The following is a 250-nucleotide window of genomic DNA, read 5'->3' on the forward strand; positions in this document are numbered from 1 at the left end:
GGGCAGGGATCGCACAGTCTGGTTCAGCCATTGGCAAAGTCCTTTATCACAGGCACCCTGCTTTGCTACCTTGGGTGCGTCTGTAGACAATGCTTGGACAGTCGTCCCGGCTGCCAGAAGGTAAAGCCTGTAGTGGCGGGCAAATAATTCCGGAATCCTGTCGCTATCCAGCTCCTCTTCTGACAATGCCCTCGCGAGTGTCTGCAAATGCTGGCTGACAGGCTGAAGCGGAATAGACTTTGTCTGAAGA

The 250-nt window shown here is 54.0% G+C and carries 1 protein-coding gene; it reads right to left on the reverse strand.

What is annotated here, in order from left to right; translation table 11 throughout:
- Positions 1–250: hypothetical protein (locus E1189_RS24925; RefSeq protein WP_230460026.1), on the reverse strand; the 250-nt coding region annotated here is incomplete at both ends.

Origin of the sequence: Parendozoicomonas verongulae, assembly GCF_009711465.1 — a bacterium.
In the GTDB taxonomy this organism is placed as follows: Bacteria; Pseudomonadota; Gammaproteobacteria; order Pseudomonadales; family Endozoicomonadaceae; genus Sansalvadorimonas; species Sansalvadorimonas verongulae.